15 protein-coding genes are annotated in these 18,573 nt (G+C 58.1%); 12 read left to right on the top strand and 3 right to left on the bottom strand.

Translation table 11 applies throughout. The features are described from left to right. Together hypF and ACW14G_RS06870 are read left to right on the top strand one after the other, a co-directional pair. Positions 1-2,226 carry a carbamoyltransferase HypF gene (gene hypF, locus ACW14G_RS06875; RefSeq protein WP_249022845.1) on the top strand — a complete coding sequence of 742 codons (2,226 nt, stop codon included), beginning with the start codon at positions 1-3 and terminating at the stop codon, positions 2,224-2,226. Positions 2,227-2,237: 11 nt separating this feature from the next. Next, positions 2,238-3,254: a HoxN/HupN/NixA family nickel/cobalt transporter gene (locus tag ACW14G_RS06870; RefSeq protein WP_163446269.1), complete on the top strand. Its 1,017-nt coding sequence runs from the start codon at positions 2,238-2,240 to the stop codon at positions 3,252-3,254. 118 nt (positions 3,255-3,372) lie between these two features. Here ACW14G_RS06870 and norW read toward each other — a convergent pair whose 3' ends face one another. Then, positions 3,373-4,506 carry an NADH:flavorubredoxin reductase NorW gene (gene norW, locus ACW14G_RS06865; RefSeq protein WP_167575163.1) on the bottom strand — a complete coding sequence of 378 codons (1,134 nt, stop codon included), beginning with the start codon at positions 4,504-4,506 and terminating at the stop codon, positions 3,373-3,375. Then, positions 4,503-5,951 (bottom strand): anaerobic nitric oxide reductase flavorubredoxin, encoded by a 1,449-nt coding sequence (gene norV / locus ACW14G_RS06860; RefSeq protein WP_455648548.1) that lies wholly within the window; start codon positions 5,949-5,951, stop codon positions 4,503-4,505. Before norV ends, norW begins: the two co-directional genes overlap by 4 nt. 188 nt (positions 5,952-6,139) lie before the next feature. Here norV and norR point away from each other — a divergent pair, with 188 nt between their 5' ends. Next, on the top strand, positions 6,140-7,657 hold the full coding sequence (norR, locus tag ACW14G_RS06855; RefSeq protein ID WP_249022846.1) for a nitric oxide reductase transcriptional regulator NorR: 1,518 nt from the start codon (positions 6,140-6,142) through the stop codon (positions 7,655-7,657). On the opposite strand, the gene gutQ is transcribed toward norR, so the two are convergent. Further along, complete coding sequence (gene gutQ / locus ACW14G_RS06850; protein WP_249022847.1) at positions 7,654-8,619, bottom strand: arabinose-5-phosphate isomerase GutQ; 966 nt, start codon at positions 8,617-8,619, stop codon at positions 7,654-7,656. The two genes, norR and gutQ, sit on opposite strands and share 4 nt — an antisense overlap. A 203-nt stretch (positions 8,620-8,822) precedes the next feature. Between gutQ and mltB the strand changes: the two genes are divergently transcribed. The 9 genes from mltB (at position 8,823) to csrA (ending at position 18,200) form a co-directional block, all read left to right on the top strand. Next, positions 8,823-9,893 carry a lytic murein transglycosylase B gene (gene mltB, locus ACW14G_RS06845; protein WP_065358289.1) on the top strand — a complete coding sequence of 357 codons (1,071 nt, stop codon included), beginning with the start codon at positions 8,823-8,825 and terminating at the stop codon, positions 9,891-9,893. Between the two features lie 194 nt (positions 9,894-10,087). Next, positions 10,088-10,798, top strand: a complete 711-nt coding sequence (locus ACW14G_RS06840; protein ID WP_249022848.1) for a metal ABC transporter ATP-binding protein — start codon at positions 10,088-10,090, stop codon at positions 10,796-10,798. Next, complete coding sequence (locus ACW14G_RS06835) at positions 10,795-11,658, top strand: metal ABC transporter permease (protein WP_249022849.1); 864 nt, start codon at positions 10,795-10,797, stop codon at positions 11,656-11,658. Before ACW14G_RS06840 ends, ACW14G_RS06835 begins: the two co-directional genes overlap by 4 nt. Before the next feature lie 8 nt (positions 11,659-11,666). Beyond that, a complete protein-coding gene (locus ACW14G_RS06830) occupies positions 11,667-12,545 on the top strand; it encodes a metal ABC transporter substrate-binding protein (RefSeq protein ID WP_249022850.1) in 879 nt (292 codons plus the stop codon). Positions 12,546-12,684: 139 nt separating this feature from the next. Continuing rightward, entirely contained in the window at positions 12,685-13,182 is a 498-nt protein-coding gene (pncC, locus tag ACW14G_RS06825) for a nicotinamide-nucleotide amidase (protein WP_064543208.1), read from the top strand. Positions 13,183-13,262: 80 nt separating this feature from the next. Beyond that, positions 13,263-14,321: a recombinase RecA gene (recA, locus tag ACW14G_RS06820; RefSeq protein ID WP_163446259.1), complete on the top strand. Its 1,059-nt coding sequence runs from the start codon at positions 13,263-13,265 to the stop codon at positions 14,319-14,321. Between the two features lie 69 nt (positions 14,322-14,390). Then, the gene (gene recX / locus ACW14G_RS06815; RefSeq protein ID WP_249022851.1) at positions 14,391-14,891 is read left to right on the top strand and encodes a recombination regulator RecX; all 501 of its coding nucleotides are present in this window, start codon (positions 14,391-14,393) and stop codon (positions 14,889-14,891) included. Between the two features lie 253 nt (positions 14,892-15,144). Further along, a complete protein-coding gene (gene alaS / locus ACW14G_RS06810; protein WP_419058429.1) occupies positions 15,145-17,772 on the top strand; it encodes an alanine--tRNA ligase in 2,628 nt (875 codons plus the stop codon). 242 nt (positions 17,773-18,014) lie between these two features. Then, positions 18,015-18,200, top strand: coding sequence for a carbon storage regulator CsrA (gene csrA, locus ACW14G_RS06805; RefSeq protein ID WP_007370562.1), 186 nt, complete (start codon positions 18,015-18,017; stop codon positions 18,198-18,200). Positions 18,201-18,573: the final 373 nt, after the last annotated feature.

The raw sequence follows: 18,573 nt of genomic DNA, 5'->3' as shown, positions 1-18,573 counted from the left end.
ATGAACGCAAACGGCGTGCAGATCCGCATCTGCGGAAAAGTACAGGGGGTGGGTTTCCGCCCCTTCGTCTGGCAGCTGGCGCAACAGCGCGGCTGTCTGGGCGATGTCTGTAATGACAGCGCCGGGGTTCTGCTGCGCCTGTACGGCGATGAAGCGGACTTCATCGCCGCGCTGTACCAGTACTGCCCGCCGCTTGCACGCATCGACAGTACCCAGGTTAAGCCGTTTGACTGGCCGACCATCCCAACCGACTTTACTATCCGCCAGAGCGGAAGTGGGGCGATGAGCACGCAAATTGTTCCCGATGCGGCGACCTGCCCGGCCTGTCTGGCGGAAATGAACGACCCGCAGGAGCGGCGCTACCGCTACCCGTTTATCAACTGCACCCACTGTGGGCCACGTTTTACCATTATTCACGCTATGCCGTATGACCGGCCTTTCACCGTGATGGCGGCATTCCCACTTTGCCCCCAGTGCGAGGCGGAGTATCGCAACCCGTATGATCGACGCTTTCACGCCCAGCCGGTGGCCTGCGGCGAATGCGGCCCGTGGCTGACGTGGCTTAGCGGTAGCCAATGCGCGCAGAAAGAGGACGCGCTTCAGGCCGCCGTCGCGCTGCTGAACGCTGGCGGCATCGTCGCTGTGAAAGGGATTGGCGGTTTTCATCTGGCCTGCGACGCCAGCAACGAAAGGGCTGTTAAACGGCTGCGTGCCCGTAAGCATCGCCCGGCGAAACCGCTGGCGGTGATGCTGCCGAATAGCGACGGGCTGCCAATCGACGCAAGATCGCTGTTGAACACGCCCGCCGCGCCGATTGTGCTGGTGGATAAAGCGCGTGTGACGGGGCTTTGTGACCTTATCGCGCCGGATCTGGCTGAGGTGGGCGTGATGCTGCCCGCCAACCCGCTCCAGCATTTGCTGATGCAGGCGCTGGGTCGCCCGCTGGTGATGACCTCCGGCAATCTTAGCGGTAAACCGCCCGCCCTCAGCAATGACCAGGCGCTGGCGGATCTCGCCGCCATCGCCGACGGTTTTCTGCTGCATAACCGCGATATCGTCCAGCGCATGGACGACTCGGTGGTGCGCCAGAGCGGAGAAATGCTGCGCCGTTCACGCGGTTTTGTGCCGGATGCGCTGCCGCTGCCGCCGGGCTTTCATCACGTGCCGCCCATGCTGTGTCTTGGTGCTGATATGAAAAACACCTTCTGCCTGGTCCGTGGTGATCAGGCGGTCGTCAGCCAGCATTTTGGCGATCTGACCGACGACGGTGTTGAAAGCCAGTGGCAGCAGGCGCTGGGATTAATGCAGGCGATATACGATTTTACGCCGCAGGCCGTCGTCGCCGACGCGCACCGTGGCTACCGTTCCTCACATTGGGCAGATGCTAGCTCATTACCACAGCAACGCGTGCTGCACCACCATGCGCATATCGCCGCCTGTCTGGCCGAGCACGACTGGCCGCTCGACGGGGGCGAGGTTATTGCGATGGCGCTGGACGGTATCGGAATGGGCGAGAACGGCGCGCTGTGGGGCGGCGAGTGCCTGCGCGTGACCTACCGGGAATGCAAGCATCTGGGCGGCTTTCCGCCGGTGGCGCTGCCGGGCGCTGACCTGGCGGCGAAGCAGCCGTGGCGCAATCTGCTGGCCCACTGTCTGGCGTTCGTTCCCGACTGGCAGACCTTCGCTGAAACCCAACCGCTGCAACAACAAAACTGGCCGTTGCTGAAGCAGGCGATCGCGCGCGGGTTGAACAGCCCACAGGCCTCCTCCTGCGGCCGCTTGTTTGATGCGGTAGCCTGCGCGCTGGGCTGCGCGCCGCAGATGCTGAGCTATGAAGGCGAGGCGGCGTGTCGGCTGGAGGCTCTGGCGACCACCTGCCCGGGCGTCGCCCATCCGGTGACGATGCCGGTGCGTGAAGGCCAGCTAGACCTCGCCACCTTTTGGCAAACGTGGCTGAGTTGGCAGGCGACGCCTACGCAAAAAGCCTGGGCGTTTCATGATGCGCTGGCGTGCGGTGTGGCGGCCTTAATGCGTCAACATGCTGAACCAGCGGCAATTTCCACGCTGGCGTTTGGCGGCGGCGTGCTGCACAACGCGCTGCTGCGTGCGCGGTTAATGCACTATTTACGCGATTTCACTTTGCTCTTTCCGAAGCGCTTACCCGCGGGTGATGGGGCGATTTCATACGGGCAGGCCGTCATTGCGGCAGCTCGTCATCAGCTTTAAAGGAGTTATTCATGTTGTGGAATGTTCTTCGTCAACAGCCGCGGGCATCGCTGCTGGTGTTGGTTCTGGTGTTAGCGAACCTACTGGCCTGGGGCTGGGCGTGGCAGTCATTTGGCCATAATGGCGCGCTGATGGCCGCCAGCCTGCTGGCGTGGGGCTACGGTCTGCGCCATGCGGTGGACGCTGACCATATCGCGGCGATTGATAACGTCACCCGCAAAATGATGCAGCAGGGTAAGCGCCCGTTTGGCGTGGGGGCCTGGTTCTCGCTCGGCCACTCTTCCATCGTGGTGCTGGCGTCGGTGGCGATTGCCGCCACGGCGACCGCCTTCCAGCATAAGATGAGCTGGTTCCACGAAACCGGCAGCATTATCGGCACCACGGTTTCTGCCGTGTTCCTGCTGGCGATGGCGCTGGTAAACCTGGTTATCTTACGTGGCGTATGGCGCAGCTTCCAGGCGCTGAAAAAAGGGGAATCGGTTTCTGCTGACGTCCCGGTGACCGGTGGGTTGATGAATGCGCTGTTCAGCCGTACTTTCCGCCTGATCGGCAAAAGCTGGCATATGTATCTGGTCGGCTTCCTGTTCGGCCTCGGCTTTGATACGGCAACCGAAATCGGTGTGCTCGGCATCTCTGCCGCCAGCGCTTCCAGCGGCATGTCGATGTGGTCGATTATGGTTTTCCCGGCGCTGTTCGCGAGCGGCATGGCGCTGGTGGATACGCTGGATAACATCCTGATGGTCGGCGCCTACGGCTGGGCCTTCAACAAGCCGCAGCGCAAACTGTATTACAACATGACCATTACCGGAGCTTCCGTGGTCGTTGCGCTGTTTATCGGTGGCCTGGAAGCGTTGGGGCTGATTATCGATAAATTTGACCTGACGGGCGGTATCTGGAGCGGCGTATCGATGCTGAGCGACAACCTCGGCAACGCGGGCTTTGTGGTGATTGGCCTGTTTGCGCTGTGCTGGCTGGTGTCGATGGTAAACTACCGTTGGCGCAATTATGACGCGCTGGTGGTGCGCTAAGCGCAGAGAAGCCTCAACCGCAAAACAAAAAAAGCCCCGGGGCACCGGGGCAAAATCAGACTTCAGTACTTCCATGTGCTTGAGGGTTAAGTAAAACAGTGGACAGAGCGCTGACTTCTTAACTGGCGAGCGACTTCAACAAACTAAATGCTTCTTTCATTCTTTCCTCGCTGACCACGAACGCCCGTAACTGCTGGCTTTCGTCGTAGCCCTGCGCCAGCATGCCGTCGGCGCGGGTTTCAATGGTCCAGTTCAGATCCTGACGGCGGGTTTCTCCGGCCAGATGCAGCGGCAGATCCGGCGTCTTCACCTTCACCAGCATATTGGGCAGTTTCAGCTCGCCGGGCTGGCCGAGAATGTTTTTCGCCAGGCACATGGCGCTGAGCAGAATCGGTTGCAGGAACGGCATCACCGTACCGTTAATTTCCGCACAGTCGCCCAACGCGTAGATATCCGGGTGGCTGGTGCGCAGGGTGCTGTCGACCTTCACGCCGCGGTTAATCTCAAGACCAGCCATCCGCGCCAGCGCCGTTTCCGGACGCAGGCCGGTGGCGGCCACTACCGCATCAACCTCAACGTGGCGGTCGCGGTCAAAGCTGGCGCGAATGCCGGTGGCGGTCTGTTCAAGCGACTGGAGCTGCGTTTTCAGCAACAGATGGATACCCATGTCGGTCAGGCGATGCTGGAGGCGACTGCTGACTTCCGGCGGCATCAGTGAGGCCAGTACGCTGGCCGAATTGTCGACCACGGTGACGGCTTTGCCAGCGCGACAGAAGTCCATCGCCAGCTCGCTGCCGATCAGCCCGCCGCCGATAATCAGCACCCGTTGGGCATCGCGCAGCGTACTTTGTGCCGCGCCAAATTCCTGCTGGCTGTTGAGGGTTAACATCAACTCTTTGCCCGGCACCGGCGGAACGATTGCCGCCGCGCCGGTGGCCAGGACCAGTTTGTCGTACTGCCATTCATGATGCTGGCTTTTGACTACGTGCGCCTCGGCGTCGATGTGGGTGACCCAGGTTTGCGGAAACAGGTTCAGATTGTACTGTTCGGCAAACTCACCGGCGGTTTGCAGGGTGAGGTCAGCGGCGGTTTGCCCCCGGCTCACCACGTGGCTCAAGTCTGGTTTGTTGTATTCGTCAATGCTGTCGGCGGCGATGAGCGTCAGTTTGACGCTCGCATCCTGTTTACGGATGTTTTTCACCAGTTGGCGGGCCGCGAAGCCCGATCCAACGATCACGATGCCATGATTCATTTTGCCTCCGTTGCCAGCACGTCGAAGACGTCTTTGCCTAATGAGCATTCCGGGCACAGGAAGTTGTCCGGAACGTCGCTCCACGGGGTTCCTGGCTGGACGTCCTGGTTCGGTTCGCCTTTCGCTGGGTCGTAAATCCACTGGCACACGCTGCACTGCATGCTTGGGCCGAGGTCTGCCGCCGCTGCTGCGGCACAGGCGCACGCTTCTTTCGCTGTGGCTGACGCGGTGTTCATTTCTGGCAGCGGCGCCAGCGCCCACTGACGGGCAATTTCACGACCGTGCTGACGGCACAGTTCCAGTGCATCCAGATCCGGACGCCATTTGGCTTTCAGGCTCAGAGACATTTCGAAACCGGCATCCTGTAAGCGGGTAGACAGGCGGTCAACCGCGCCGCCGCTCCAGCCGTGAGAGCCGAAGGCGCTGGCGCGTTTGTTGCGAAAGCGCAGGCCGGTCATCTCTTCCACCAGGCCGGCGATTTTCGGCATCATCACATTGTTCATGGTCGAGGTGCCGACCAGCACGCCTTTGGAACGGAAGACGTTGGTCAGGATTTCGTTTTTATCACTACGGGCGACGTTAAAGATTTTCACCGCCACGTTCGGGTCAACTTCGTTGATACCCTGGGCAATGGCGTCCGCCATCATGCGAGTGTTGTTGGACATGGTGTCGTAGAAGATAGTGATGCGATCTTCCTGATAGTCAGCGGCCCATTTCAGGTACAGCTCAACGATCTGCGTTGGGTTGTCGCGCCATACCACGCCGTGAGAGGTGGCAATCATGTCCACCGGCAGGTTGAAGCCGAGGATTTCGGTAATTTTCGGCGTGACCAGGCGGCTGAACGGCGTCAGAATGTTGGCATAGTAGCGCTGGCACTGCTCGAACAGTTCGGTCTGGTCGACTTCGTCGTTGAACAGGCGTTCGTCGCAGTAGTGTTGGCCGAAGGCGTCGTTACTGAACAGCACCGCGTCGCCGGTCATGTAGGTCATCATGCTGTCAGGCCAGTGCAGCATTGGCGTTTCCACGAAGATCAGCTGTTTGCCGTTGCCGATGTCCAGCGAATCGCCGGTTTTCACCACGTTGAAATTCCACTCCGGGTGATGGTGATGGCCGGTGATGGAGTCAATGGCGTTGGCAGTGCAGTAAATTGGCGTATCGGGAATCTGAGTCATCAGCTCGGTCAGCGCGCCGGCATGGTCTTCTTCCGCGTGGTTAATGATGATGTAGTCGATATCCGCGAGGTCAATTTCACTGCGCAGGTTCTGCACGAATTCACGGCTAAACTTGTGGTCTACTGTATCGATCAGGACATTTTTTTCTTCACGGATGAGATAGCTGTTGTAGCTGCTGCCGCGCAGCGTTTTGTATTCAGTCCCGTGGAAATCACGTACTTCCCAGTCACGTTGGCCAACCCAATGAATGTTATTTTTAACCAGAATAGACATAGCAACCTCAATTAATTCAGCGTTTTCAAAAAAGATGTATTGCTTATTGCAGGTTGCATGCCAACTTTTTAATCTATTGATTTTATTGTTTTATTTTGTTTTTACTCATTTCTTGTTAGTCAAAATGACTATGCATAAAATTGTCAATATGACATTATGCATTGTCGAAATGACTATTTGAGGTTGCCATGAGCTTTTCTGTTGACGTACTGGCGGGCATCGCCATTGAACTCCAGCGCGGCGTCGGCCATCAGGACCGCTTCCAGCGGCTGATTACCACGCTGCGTCAGGTGCTGGAGTGCGATGCTTCGGCGTTGCTGCGCTACGAGGCGCGGCAGTTTATTCCGCTGGCGATCGACGGCCTGGCGAAGGACGTGCTGGGCCGCCGTTTTACGCTGGAAGGGCACCCGCGGCTGGAGGCTATCGCCCGTGCGGGCGACGTGGTGCGCTTCCCCGCTGACAGCGATTTGCCGGATCCCTACGATGGCCTGATCCCCGGCCAGGAGAGCCTGAAAGTGCACGCCTGCATCGGCCTGCCGCTGTTTGCCGGGCAGAACCTGATTGGCGCGCTGACTCTCGACGGCATGTCGCCGGATCAGTTCGACGTCTTCAGCGATGAAGAGCTGCGGCTGATTGCCGCACTGGCGGCAGGGGCGCTCAGCAATGCGCTGCTGATTGAACAGCTTGAAAGCCAGAATATGCTGCCCGGCTCGGCAAGCGACTTCGAGCAGGTTAAAGAGACGCAGATGATTGGCCTGTCGCCGGGCATGATGCAGCTGAAAAAAGAGATTGAAATCGTCGCGGCCTCCGATCTCAACGTGCTGATCAGCGGCGAAACCGGCACCGGTAAAGAGCTGGTGGCGAAGGCGATTCATGAAGGCTCGCCGCGCGCGGTGAGCCCGTTGGTTTACCTGAACTGCGCCGCGCTGCCGGAAAGCGTGGCCGAAAGCGAGCTGTTCGGCCACGTGAAGGGGGCGTTTACCGGGGCCATCAGTAACCGCAGCGGCAAGTTTGAGATGGCCGACAACGGCACGCTGTTTTTAGATGAAATTGGCGAACTGTCGCTGGCGCTTCAGGCCAAGCTGCTGCGCGTGCTGCAATACGGCGATATTCAGCGCGTCGGCGACGATCGCAGCCTGCGGGTCGACGTACGCGTGCTGGCAGCGACCAACCGCGACCTGCGCGAAGAGGTGCTGGCGGGCAACTTCCGCGCCGACCTGTTCCATCGTCTGAGCGTGTTCCCGCTCTCGGTGCCACCGCTGCGCGAGCGGGGTGATGACGTGGTGCTGCTGGCGGGCTATTTTTGCGAGCAGTGTCGGCTGCGATTAGGCCTGTCCCGCGTGGTGCTGAGCAGCGGCGCACGCGCGCACCTGCAAAGCTACGGCTGGCCAGGCAATGTGCGTGAGCTGGAACATGCGGTTCACCGCGCGGTGGTGCTGGCGCGGGCGGCCCGCAGCAGTGGTGAAGTGGTGCTGGAGGCGCAGCATTTTGCCTTTCAGGAAGGGGCGCCAGCGGCGGCAGTAGAGGAGCGGTCAGTCGCGGCGGCGGTGCATAATTTACGCGACGCGACGGAAGATTTTCAGCGGCAGATGATTCGCCAGGCGCTGGATGCGAACCAGCACAACTGGGCGGCGAGCGCGCGAGCGCTGGAGACAGACGTCGCCAACCTGCATCGGCTGGCGAAACGTCTGGGCCTCAAGGATTAGAGAATCCCGGCCTGGTAGAAGTTTTGCAGGTTAATCGCGCCGACCAGACGGTGATTTTCATCCACCACCGGCGCGGCGCTGATTTTCAGCTTCATCAGCTTCTCTTTGGCGTCGACGGCGCGCGCTTTGTCGTGAATCGTCACGCCGCCTTTGGTCATTGCTTCGTTGACGCTGTCGGCGAGCGAGCCGCCGCTCACCAGCCAGCGGCGCAGGTCGCCGTCGGTAAACACGCCATGCACCTGTAGCACATCGTCACAAACCGCCACCATCCCCATCCCGGTGCGGCTCAGTTCCAGCATGGCGTCCATGACGCTGGCGTGCACGTTGACCTGCGGAATATCTGCGTCTTTACGCATCAGGTGATGCACGCGGTTGAGCAGACGCGCACCGAGCGCCCCGGCCGGATGCGAACGGGCAAAATCTTCCTCATTAAAGCCACGCGCCTGCATTACGGCGATGGCCAGCGCGTCGCCCATCATCAGCGTGTTGACGGTGCTGGAGGTGGGGGCCAGGTGCATCGGGCAGGCTTCGCGTTCAACGGAGATATCCAGCACCGCGTCGGCTGCCAGCGCCAGCGGCGAATTCGCTTTGCCGGTCATCGCCAGCAGCACGACCGATTTCTCCTGCAGACGAGGGATGAGGAAATCCAGCTCTTTGGCGCTGCCGGAATAAGAGATAAACAGCATCACGTCGCGGCTTTCAACCATGCCCAGGTCGCCGTGCAGCGCTTCTGCCGGGTGGACAAAGAAGGCGGGGGTGCCGGTACTGGCAAAGGTGGCGGCCAGCTTTTTGCCGATATGACCGGACTTGCCCATTCCGGATACGATCAGTTTGCCTTTGCAGTCGAGAATGGCTTTTGCGGCCTGCACAAAGGTCTCGTCAAGACGGTCGGGGAGGCGGCTGGCTTCCTGTAATTCCAGTAACAGGGCCTTACGCCCGGCGTCTAACAAAAAATCACTCATGACTTTCTCCGATAATTAGCGCGTCACACGGTCCAGTTTTGCGCGGCGATGATAAAACATTCCACCCATTGAGATCATCGATTGCATCATGATTGTTCGGAGTCGGAGATTTTTTTTCCCGCCGGACCAGAAGGCGCTTCCTTGCAGCGAGGCGGATGCTTTACCATATTTAACTCTTGCTGATATTGTTAAACGGAAGTCCCATGTTGAAGCGTCGCGTTCTGGCTTTACTCCCCCTGTGTGTCCTGCTCGCTGCCTGTAGCAGTAAGCCGAAAACGGCTGAATCGCCGGCAACCACCTCCGGCGGTTTTCTTCTTGAACCCCAGCATAATGCGTTGATCCCGACCGGTGATTTTGCCAATAACCCGGCGGCAGAACAGTTCATCGACAAGATGGTGAGCAAGCACGGATTTGACCGTCAGCAACTGCACGAAATTCTCTCCCAGGCCAAGCGTCTGGACTACGTGCTGCGCCTGATGGACAGACAGGCCCCGACCGGCCTGCCGCCAACCGGCCCGAACGGCGCGTGGCTGCGCTATCGCAAACAATTTATTACCCCGGATAACGTGCAGAACGGCGTGGCTTTCTGGAATCAGTATCAGGGGGCGCTACAGCGCGCGCAGCAGGTTTACGGCGTACCGCCGGAAATCATCGTGGGGATTATCGGTGTTGAAACCCGCTGGGGCCGCGTGATGGGGAAAACCCGCATTCTTGACGCGCTGGCAACGCTCTCCTTCAACTATCCGCGCCGCGCCGAATACTTCTCCGGCGAACTGGAAACCTTCCTGTTGATGGCGCGTGATGAAAAAGACGATCCGTTGGATCTGAAAGGCTCGTTCGCCGGCGCGATGGGCTATGGGCAATTCATGCCATCGTCTTATCGTCAGTACGCGGTGGACTTTAACGGCGATGGCCACATCAACCTGTGGGATCCGGAAGATGCCATCGGTAGCGTGGCGAACTACTTCAAACAGCATGGCTGGGTGACGGGCGACACGGTAGCGGTGCAGGCGATGGGTCAGGCGCCGGGGCTGGAAAACGGCTTCAAGACCAAGTACAGCGTGTCGCAGCTGGCGGCGGCGGGCTTAACCCCGATGCAGCCGCTGGGTAACCATCAGCAGGCCAGCCTGCTGCGCCTGGATATTGGCACCGGTTACCAGTACTGGTACGGTCTGCCGAACTTCTACACCATCACCCGTTACAACCACAGCACCCACTACGCGATGGCCGTCTGGCAGCTGGGGCTGGCGGTGTCTCAGGCCCGCGGTCAGTAATTTTCCTTTCTTGCCCCTCTCCGTCCGGGGAGGGGCTTGTTACATTTTGCATCATTTCTCGCCGTTTACATCTTAGATCTCATCTCGTATTGTTATGTTATAACATAATGTAATGAGGCAAAGATGTTGACTCCTGTTTTTATGGCGTCCAGCGCGACGCGTCTGTTGTTGGCCTGCGCGCTGCTAGCCGCGCTTTGGCTGACGGTTTGGTGGGCGGTCACGCTGCCATGATTGAACTGGACAACCTGGTCGCAGGATATGAAGGCGCGGCGATCACGCCTGCGCTGAGCGGCGTGATTCACAAAGGTAGCATGACGGCCATCGTCGGTCTGAACGGCTGCGGTAAATCCACCCTACTAAAAACGTTGGCCGGATTTATTCCGCCAGTGAGCGGCGTGGTGCGCTGGTCGCCGACGCGCCCGACGATCGGCTGGTTAGCTCAGCGTCACGCGCTGGAGTCGCAGTTTCCGCTGACGGTGCTCGATGTCGTGAGTCAGGGGGCGTGGCCGCGTATTTCGCTGCTGCGCGGCCTGCGTAACGACGTGCGGCGGCGCATCCAGGCCGCACTAGCGCGTGTGGGGCTGACTGAGATGGCGAAAACGCCGATCGAAGCACTCTCTGGCGGCCAGTTTCAACGCATGTTGTTCGCCCGTGTGCTGGTTCAGCGCGCGCCGCTGGTGATGCTCGACGAACCCTTTACCGGCATTGACGAGAACACGACCCATGATCTGATGGGGGTGATTCAGGAGATGCATCAGCAGGGGCAGACCGTGCTGGCGGTGTTGCACGATAACCAGCGGGTCGCGGACTATTTCCCGGAAACGCTGCTGTTGGCGCCGCAAAATGCCTGCTGGGGGCCAACTCATGAGGTGCTGCCCGCGTTTCGCTCCGTGAGGCACGCATGATCTGGCATACCTTTTTTCAACCGTTTATTGAATTTGGCTTTATGCGCCGCGCGCTGGTGGTGTGCCTGGCACTGTCGCTGAGCACCACAATTCTCGGCGTATTTCTGTTGCTGCGGCGTATGAGCTTAATGGGCGACGCATTATCGCACGCCATTCTCCCCGGTGTGGCGGTGGGCTATCTGGTCAACGGCATGTCGCTGCTGGCGATGACCGTCGGCGGCTTTATCGCCGGGATTGCGGTGGCGCTGATTGCCGGTTGGGTCAGCCGGCGCACGCCGCTGAAGGAGGATGCCAGCTTTGCCGGATTCTATCTTGGCTCGCTGGCGCTGGGCGTCACGCTGGTGTCGCTGCGCGGCTCAAACGTCGACCTGCTGCATCTGCTGTTTGGCTCCATTCTGGCCGTTGATAACGACGCGGCGCTGTTTGTGGCGGGCGTTGCCAGCCTGACACTCATCTGCATCGCGCTGTTTTATCGCGGGCTGGTGAGTGAAGCCTTCGACAGCGCCTGGCTACAGGTCAACGCGCGCTGGCTGCCGGTTCTGCTGCACGGCCTGTTTCTGGCCTTACTGGTGCTTAACCTGGTGGCGGGTTTTCAGGTGCTCGGCACGCTGATGGCGGTAGGGGTCATGATGCTGCCTGCCGTGGCGGCACGTTGCTGGGCGAGGACCCTGCCGGGAATTTTACTGCTGGCGGCGTTGATGGGCAGCGTCTGCGCGTGGATGGGGTTGAGCCTGTCGTGGGCCGCCAATTTACCCGCCGGTCCTTCGATCGTTTTGACCGCCAGCGGCGTCTTTTTGGTCTCGGTGTTTTTTGGCAAGCGAAGCCGGCTGACCGTCAGCTGGCAAAAACTCACAAGATAGGGGAAAACATGAAACATATTGGGGTGATTCTGGCGCTGGCATTGGGGCTCTCGGCGCAAGGGGCGATGGCGAAAACGCTGAATGTGGTCAGCAGCTTCTCGGTGCTGGGCGATATGGTGCAGCAAGTGGGCGGTGAGCACGTGCATGTCGACACGCTGGTCGGCCCGGACGGCGACCCGCATACCTTCGAGCCGTCGCCGAAGGACAGCGCGCTGCTCAGCAAGGCGGACGTGGTGGTGGTTAACGGGCTGGGGCTGGAAGGGTGGATCGACAGGCTGATTAAAGCCTCCGGTTTCAAAGGCGAGCTGGTGGTGGCCTCTACCGGCGTGAAGACGCATACGCTGGATGAGGACGGGAAAACCGTGACCGATCCCCATGCCTGGAACAGCGCAGCCAACGGTGCGCTGTATGCGAAAAATATCATGAACGGGCTGATAAAAGCCGACCCGGAGGATAGCGCAGCGCTGAAGGCTTCCGGTGAACGCTATATCGCCCGGTTAAACGATATTCATCATTGGGCGAAAAGTCAGTTCGACGGTATTGCGCAAGCGAAGCGTAAGGTCCTGACCAGCCACGATGCTTTTGGCTACTTCTCCCGCGCTTACGGTGTAACTTTCCTGGCTCCGCAGGGGCTGTCGTCGGAAAGCGAAGCCAGCGCGGCGCAGGTGGCTGCGCTGATTAAGCAGATTAAAGCTGACGGCGTGCACACCTGGTTTATGGAAAATCAGCTCGACCCGCGGTTGGTGAAGCAGATTGCTACTGCCACCGGTTCACAGCCGGGCGGCGAACTGTATCCCGAAGCGTTGTCTGCGCCCGGCGGCGTGGCGGACAGCTATGTGAAGATGCTGCGTCATAACGTGAAGCTGATTGCGGATAGCATGCGCTGAGTCTTGCTCTTTTTTGCCCCGGTTTAGCCGGGGCGATACATTTTCTGAAGCTCCCTCGTAAAATCGTCATCCCGTCCCCACATCTCTGTTGAAAGTGCTATCTTTGATGGCCTCTTTATCGGGCTTAAGCGGAGCGACAATGACAGATTCAGAATTACTGCAGCTAAGCGAGCAGGTAGGCCTGGCGCTGAAGGCGCGCGGCGCGACCATGACCACCGCAGAGTCCTGCACCGGCGGCTGGATTGCGAAAACTATCACCGACGTGGCGGGCAGCTCCGCCTGGTTTGAGCGCGGTTTTGTCACCTACAGCAATGAAGCGAAATCGCAGATGATCGGCGTACGTGAAGTGACGCTGGAGCAGCACGGCGCGGTCAGCGAACCGGTCGTGGTCGAAATGGCGATTGGCGCACTGCGCGCGGCGCGCGCCGACTTCGCGGTCTCGGTCAGCGGCATCGCCGGGCCGGACGGCGGCAGTGCGGAAAAGCCGGTCGGTACCGTCTGGTTTGGCGTCGCCAGCGCGAACGGGCAGGGCGTGACCCAGCGCGAATGCTTCTCTGGCGACCGTGAATCGGTGCGTCGTCAGGCGACGGCTTACGCGCTAAAACTCCTCTGGCAACAATTTCTACAAAATACTTGATACTGTATGACTATACAGTATAATTGCCTCAACAGAACAGAATTCACTATCCGGTAACACCCGGTATGACAGGAGTAATAATGGCTATCGACGAAAACAAACAGAAAGCGTTGGCGGCAGCGCTGGGCCAGATCGAAAAGCAATTCGGTAAAGGCTCCATCATGCGTCTGGGTGAAGATCGCACTATGGATGTGGAAACCATTTCTACCGGTTCGCTGTCCCTGGATATCGCGCTGGGCGCTGGCGGCCTGCCAATGGGCCGTATTGTCGAAATCTACGGGCCAGAATCCTCCGGTAAAACGACGCTGACGCTGCAGGTTATCGCCGCGGCGCAGCGCGAAGGTAAAACCTGTGCGTTCATCGATGCGGAACACGCGCTGGATCCAGTGTATGCGCGTAAGCTGGGCGTCGATATCGACAACCTGCTGTGCTCCCAGCCGGACACCGGTGAGCAGGCGCTGGAAATCTGTGACGCGCTGGCGCGTTCTGGCGCGGTAGACGTTATCGTGGTCGACTCCGTAGCGGCGCTGACGCCGAAAGCGGAAATCGAAGGCGAAATCGGCGACTCTCACATGGGCCTTGCGGCACGTATGATGAGCCAGGCGATGCGTAAGCTGGCGGGTAACCTGAAGCAGTCCAACACGCTGCTGATCTTCATCAACCAGATCCGTATGAAAATTGGCGTGATGTTCGGTAACCCGGAAACCACCACCGGCGGTAACGCGCTGAAATTCTACGCCTCCGTTCGTCTGGATATCCGTCGTATCGGCGCGGTGAAAGAAGGCGATAATGTCGTCGGCAGCGAAACCCGCGTGAAGGTCGTGAAAAACAAAATCGCGGCGCCGTTCAAACAGGCTGAATTCCAGATCCTCTACGGTGAAGGCATCAACTTCTTTGGCGAGCTGGTCGATCTGGGCGTGAAAGAGAAGCTGATTGAGAAAGCGGGCGCCTGGTACAGCTACAACGGCGACAAAATTGGTCAGGGTAAAGCGAACGCTATCTCCTGGCTGAAAGAGAACCCGGCGGCGGCAAAAGAAATTGAGAAGAAAGTTCGTGAACTGCTGCTCAATAACCAGGACGACAAACCTGACTTCGTTGTTGATAACAACAGCGTTGAAGAAACCAACGAAGACTTCTGATAACCTCGGAATCGACACTAAGGGCTGCTTATGCAGCCCTTTTGCATTTATCACGATGGCAGGATAACGATGACCGAAAACTCACCGCGCCGTTCCTCCTACGCTCGCCTGCTGGATCGCGCTATCCGTATTCTGGCGATGCGCGACCACAGCGAACAGGAGCTGCGGCGCAAGCTTACCGCCCCGGTGATGGGGAAAAATGGTCCGGAGCCTATCGATGCGCCGCCCGAAGATGTTGAAAAGGTGGTGGCATGGTGCTTTGAAAACCACTATCTCGATGATAGCCGCTTCGTGCAGCAGTTTATGGCCGGGCGCAGCCGCAAAGGTTATGGGCCCGCACGCATTCGTCAGGAGCTGGGCCAGAAGGGAATTGCCCGTGAGGTGATTGAACAGGCGATGCGTGAATGCGAAATCGACTGGGCCGCGCAGGCGCGCGAACAGGCCCAGCGAAAATATGGCGAACCGCTGCCAACCGTCTTCGCTGAGAAGGTCAAAATTCAACGTTTTTTGCTTTACCGCGGCTACCTGATGGAAGATATCCAGGAAATATGGCGAAATTTTGCTGATTGACCCCACTCGGGATTTTACTTCCCACTAAAGAAAACTTATCTTATTCCCACTTTTTCCGTCCGGGCGCAGGTCGTTTTATCGCGATTAGCGTCTACGACGAATATTCCTTAAATACACAAAATCATTCAAGCCGCACCAAGGCGGCAAGTGAGTGAACCCCCTGAGCGTGCATCAGTAGGTGACTGGGGTGAACGAGCGCAGCCAACGCAGAGGCGGTTTGAAGGATGAAGTGTAGCTTGATTTCAGGATAATTATGAGCAAGAGCACCGCTGAGATCCGTCAGGCGTTTCTCGACTTTTTCCATAGTAAAGGCCATCAGGTAGTTGCCAGCAGCTCCCTGGTACCGAATAACGACCCCACTCTGTTGTTTACCAACGCCGGGATGAACCAGTTCAAGGACGTGTTCCTCGGTCTCGACAAACGTAATTATTCTCGCGCGACCACCGCGCAGCGTTGCGTGCGTGCGGGCGGTAAACACAACGACCTGGAAAACGTCGGCTACACCGCGCGTCACCATACCTTCTTCGAAATGCTGGGTAACTTCAGCTTCGGCGACTACTTCAAACACGACGCTATCCAGTACGCATGGGAACTGCTGACCGGTGAAAACTGGTTCGCCCTGCCGAAAGAGCGTCTGTGGGTCACCGTGTATGAAACCGATGATGAAGCATACGAAATCTGGGAAAAAGAAGTCGGTATCCCGCGTGAGCGCATTATTCGTATCGGCGACAACAAAGGCGCGCCGTACGCATCCGATAACTTCTGGCAGATGGGTGACACCGGTCCTTGCGGCCCGTGCACCGAGATCTTCTACGATCACGGCGACCACATCTGGGGCGGCCCTCCGGGATCTCCGGAAGAAGACGGCGACCGTTACATTGAGATCTGGAACATCGTCTTCATGCAGTTCAACCGTCAGGCTGACGGCACCATGGAACCGCTGCCGAAGCCGTCCGTGGATACCGGTATGGGCCTGGAGCGTATCACCGCTGTCCTGCAGCATGTTAACTCCAACTACGAAATCGATCTGTTCCGTAATCTGATTGATGCCGTCGCGAAAGTGACTGGCGCAACCGATCTGAGCAACAAATCGCTGCGCGTTATCGCGGACCATATTCGTTCCTGTGCTTTCCTGATCGCCGACGGCGTGATGCCGTCTAACGAAAGCCGCGGCTACGTGCTGCGTCGTATCATTCGTCGCGCAATCCGTCACGGCAACATGCTGGGCGCGAAAGACACCTTCTTCTACAAGCTGGTTGGCCCGCTGGTAGAGGTGATGGGTGCCGCAGGCGAAGAGCTGAAACGTCAGCAGGCGCAGGTTGAGCAGGTTCTGAAAACCGAAGAAGAGCAGTTTGCTCGTACCCTGGAGCGCGGTCTGGCGCTGCTCGATGAAGAGCTGGCAAAACTGACCGGCGATACGCTGGACGGCGAAACCGCTTTCCGTCTGTACGACACCTACGGCTTCCCGGTTGATCTGACGGCGGACGTTTGCCGTGAGCGTAACATCAAAGTTGACGAAGCGGGCTTCGAAGCGGCGATGGAAGAACAGCGCCGTCGCGCGCGTGAGTCCAGCGGTTTTGGCGCGGACTATAACGCGATGATCCGTGTTGACGGTGCGTCCGAATTTAAAGGCTACGACCATCTGGAACTGAACGGTAAAGTCACCGCGCTGTTTGTTGATGGTAAAGCGGTAGAGTCTATCGCTGCGGGCCAGGAAGCCGTTGTCGTTCTGGACCAGACGCCGTTCTACGCGGAGTCCGGCGGCCAGGTTGGCGATAAAGGTGAGCTGAAAGGCGCGGGCTTTAGCTTTGCGGTCAGCGATACTCAAAAATATGGTCAGGCTATCGGCCACCTCGGCAAGCTGGCAACCGGCGCGCTGAAAGTGGGTGATGGCGTGCAGGCTGATGTCGATGAAGCGCGTCGCGCTCGCATCCGTCTGAACCACTCCGCAACGCACTTGATGCACGCGGCGCTGCGCCAGGTTCTGGGCACTCACGTTGCGCAGAAAGGCTCTCTGGTTAACGATAAAGTGCTGCGTTTCGACTTCTCTCACTTCGAAGCGATGAAGCCGGAAGAGATTCGTGCTGTTGAAGATCTGGTCAACGCCCAGATTCGTCGCAACCTGCCTGTTGAAACCAACATCATGGATCTGGAAGCGGCGAAAGCGAAGGGTGCGATGGCGCTGTTTGGTGAGAAATATGACGACCACGTGCGCGTACTGAGCATGGGCGACTTCTCAACCGAGTTGTGCGGCGGTACTCACGCTTCCCGTACGGGTGATATTGGTCTGTTCCGCATTGTGTCCGAATCGGGTACTGCCGCAGGTGTACGTCGTATTGAAGCCGTAACCGGTGAAGGTGCCATTGCCTCTGTGCATGCGGAAAGCGATCGCTTAAGTGACATCGCCCAACTGCTGAAAGGCGATAGCCACAACCTGACGGAGAAGGTTCGTACCGTTATCGAGCGTACCCGCCAGTTGGAAAAAGAGCTTCAGCAGCTGAAAGAGCAGGCGGCAGCACAGGAAAGCGCGAATCTTTCCAACAAAGCTGAGACGATTAACGGCGTTAACCTGCTGGTGAGCGAGCTCGCTGGCGTTGAGCCGAAAATGCTGCGTACCATGGTCGACGATCTGAAGAACCAGTTGGGTTCTGCGATTATCGTGCTGGCGACGGTAGCGGAAGGTAAGGTTTCTCTGATTGCCGGTGTGTCTAAGGATGTAACAGACCGTGTGAAAGCAGGGGAGCTGATTGGTATGGTCGCTCAGCAGGTGGGCGGCAAAGGGGGCGGTCGTCCGGATATGGCGCAAGCTGGCGGTACCGACGCGTCTGCACTCCCTGCTGCACTGGCCAGCGTGAAAGGCTGGGTAAGCGCTAAACTGTAATAACAATAAACGCACGCAGACGCCTTAACGTTATCTGTTACGGCGTCTTGCATATGCGGTACTGATAACGATAAAGTCAGGTTGAAGTCATGTAGATCGGCTAGACTTACATTTAACAGAATGTGATGCCGTGACTGCTTACACGTGAAGGTGTTTGTCATCGCTGACCTTTTGGCGTTATATGATGGAAAATGCCGGGATACAGAGAGACCCGACTCTTTTAATCTTTCAAGGAGCAAAGAATGCTGATTCTGACTCGTCGAGTTGGTGAGACCCTCATGATTGGAGATGAGGTCACTGTGACAGTTTTAGGGGTGAAGGGTAACCAGGTGCGCATCGGCGTAAATGCCCCGAAAGAAGTCTCTGTTCACCGTGAAGAGATCTACCAGCGTATCCAGGCTGAAAAATCCCAGCAGTCCAATTACTAAGTTCTCGCGTCTCACCCAGTGGGTGAGACGCAAATCCCACCCCTTGTCTCGTTTTATCCTCTGTATTAACCATTTTTTCTTCTGCTTATCTCTTTGATGTCATTTTCCCAGGTTACCGTTTTGCGGCCTTCATCGCGTTTTATCTGTTGATAAAACATCCGTTCTGCTTTTTTTAACACCTGATTGCCTGTGAAATGTGCAAACGAAAAAAAATCTGCGGAAAATTGTTTGACTTATAAGTCCCAGAAAGTAATATGTGCGCCACACAGCGACGATGAGCAGAAACAAGTTCTTCGAAGCACTCGCAAGAGGTGTTGTTGGTGAGGTGGCCGAGAGGCTGAAGGCGCTCCCCTGCTAAGGGAGTATGCGGTCA

The organism is Kluyvera sp. (assembly GCF_965301105.1).
Note: the sequence above shows the minus strand (reverse complement) of the source record. Positions and strands in the feature narration are given on the sequence as shown.

Coding starts and splice junctions, on each gene's coding strand:
- hypF (WP_249022845.1), top strand. CDS start 1: ATGAACGCAAACGGCGTGCAGATCCGCATCTGCGGAAAAGTACAGGGG.
- ACW14G_RS06870 (WP_163446269.1), top strand. CDS start 2,238: ATGTTGTGGAATGTTCTTCGTCAACAGCCGCGGGCATCGCTGCTGGTG.
- norW (WP_167575163.1), bottom strand. CDS start 4,506: ATGAATCATGGCATCGTGATCGTTGGATCGGGCTTCGCGGCCCGCCAA.
- norV (WP_455648548.1), bottom strand. CDS start 5,951: ATGTCTATTCTGGTTAAAAATAACATTCATTGGGTTGGCCAACGTGAC.
- norR (WP_249022846.1), top strand. CDS start 6,140: ATGAGCTTTTCTGTTGACGTACTGGCGGGCATCGCCATTGAACTCCAG.
- gutQ (WP_249022847.1), bottom strand. CDS start 8,619: ATGAGTGATTTTTTGTTAGACGCCGGGCGTAAGGCCCTGTTACTGGAA.
- mltB (WP_065358289.1), top strand. CDS start 8,823: ATGTTGAAGCGTCGCGTTCTGGCTTTACTCCCCCTGTGTGTCCTGCTC.
- ACW14G_RS06835 (WP_249022849.1), top strand. CDS start 10,795: ATGATCTGGCATACCTTTTTTCAACCGTTTATTGAATTTGGCTTTATG.
- ACW14G_RS06830 (WP_249022850.1), top strand. CDS start 11,667: ATGAAACATATTGGGGTGATTCTGGCGCTGGCATTGGGGCTCTCGGCG.
- pncC (WP_064543208.1), top strand. CDS start 12,685: ATGACAGATTCAGAATTACTGCAGCTAAGCGAGCAGGTAGGCCTGGCG.
- recA (WP_163446259.1), top strand. CDS start 13,263: ATGGCTATCGACGAAAACAAACAGAAAGCGTTGGCGGCAGCGCTGGGC.
- recX (WP_249022851.1), top strand. CDS start 14,391: ATGACCGAAAACTCACCGCGCCGTTCCTCCTACGCTCGCCTGCTGGAT.
- alaS (WP_419058429.1), top strand. CDS start 15,145: ATGAGCAAGAGCACCGCTGAGATCCGTCAGGCGTTTCTCGACTTTTTC.
- csrA (WP_007370562.1), top strand. CDS start 18,015: ATGCTGATTCTGACTCGTCGAGTTGGTGAGACCCTCATGATTGGAGAT.